This is a genomic window from Burkholderia sp. RF4-BP95 (genome assembly GCF_001521985.1).
In the GTDB taxonomy this organism is placed as follows: Bacteria; Pseudomonadota; Gammaproteobacteria; order Burkholderiales; family Burkholderiaceae; genus Burkholderia; species Burkholderia diffusa.
Genome location: NZ_LOSX01000084.1, coordinates 1 through 1444, shown reverse-complemented (window position 1 = coordinate 1444; position 1444 = coordinate 1). Strand labels below are relative to the sequence as shown.

Below are 1444 nucleotides of genomic sequence, written 5' to 3'. Positions count from 1 at the left end.
CCGGACGAAGCAATCGAGATGCTGCTCGAAGCGCAACCGGCCATGGACGACACCGCGATGCAGGAGCTGCTCGCGCGCTGCATCTTCGTGGCCGACGTATGGGGGCGGCTGAATGGCGGTTGATCTCGGCTACGCGATCGGCCTCGAACCGGAGAAGGCGATCGCCTACTTCGAATCGAAGGGCTACAAGATCGGTTTCCGCTGGCAGGATGTCGCCGCCGAGGCGCATGCGAAGGCGTTCACGGTTGCAGGCGTGATGAAGGTCGACGTGCTCCAGGACATTCGCCAGGCGATCGCGACCTCGTTAAAAAAGGGTACGACGTTCGACGAGTTTAAACGGCAGCTCTCGCCTGTCCTGGAAAAGAAAGGCTGGCTCGGCCAAGGCATGATCGTCGACCAGGACACCGGCGAGATCGAAGGCAAGCGTCTGACGCCCCGCCGTTTGCAGACGATCTTCCAGACCAACATGCAGTCGGCCTACATGGCCGGCCGGTACGCCGCGCAGCTCGAGCAGGTCGACACGCACCCGTATTGGGAATACGTCGCGGTCCTGGACAGCCGGACGCGCCCCGCACACCGGGCGCTGGCCGGCGCGATCTACCGGTACGACGATCCGTTCTGGCAAACGTTCTACCCGCCGAATGGCTACCGGTGCCGGTGCCGTGTGCGCACCCGCACGCGCGCGTATGTCGAGCAGAACGGTATTCCCGTACGCAACAGCGACGGCGACCTGGTCGAGGTCGAGATTGTCGACCGATCCGGTGCGAAGCAGCCGGCGCTCGCTTACAAAGACCCGGCCACGGGACAGAAGCTACTGCCGGACCCGGGCTTCAGCTCGAACCCCGGCGCGCAGTGGATGAAGCCGTTTACGCCGCCGCCGGCCGACAGCCTGCCGCGCACCTTTCCGTCCGGCATCGAGCTGCCGACATTGCCGACGCCGACCCCGGTGCCGGCGTCGAGCTTGCTGCCGGCTGGCCGCGCGCCCGAACAGTACGCGCAGGCGTTTCTTCGGGAGTTCGGTCTGAAGCCCGGTCAATCGAAGGTCTTCGAGGATGCCACGCGTTCGGCCGTCACGATCTCAGACGATCTGTTCAAGGCTGGCGACGGGAGCTGGAAGGCGGACAAGGATGGACGCGGCGCGTATATGTCGCTGCTCGCCCGGGCGATCCAGGAACCCGACGAGATATGGCTGCGGTGGGAAGAGAGCCGCGCGCATCCCGGGACGTGGCTGCTCAAGCGGCGCTACATCAAGTCCTGGTTGATCGACGGCCAGGACGGTGCGCAGTACGGTTTGAGCGTGTTCGAGCTGGGCCAGGACAACTGGACCGGGTCGACGGCCATGATGGCGAACATCGAGCGCGGCGAGGAAGCGCGCCGTCGGTATATAGAAAAGCAGCGTGACGGCTTTCTGGCGTACCGGAAATAGAACGGCCCGCGACGCCGA

1 protein-coding gene is annotated in these 1444 nt (G+C 64.9%); it reads left to right on the top strand.

What is annotated here, in order from left to right:
* The first annotated feature begins 112 nt into the window (after nt 1-112).
* A complete protein-coding gene (locus tag WS46_RS27950; RefSeq protein ID WP_059692403.1) occupies nt 113-1426 on the top strand; it encodes a PBECR2 nuclease fold domain-containing protein in 1314 nt (437 codons plus the stop codon).
* Nucleotides 1427-1444 lie beyond the last annotated feature (18 nt).

Bases quoted from the DNA above. Each gene is read 5' to 3' on its own strand.
- WS46_RS27950 (WP_059692403.1), top strand. From the start codon at position 113: ATGGCGGTTGATCTCGGCTACGCGATCGGCCTCGAACCGGAGAAGGCG.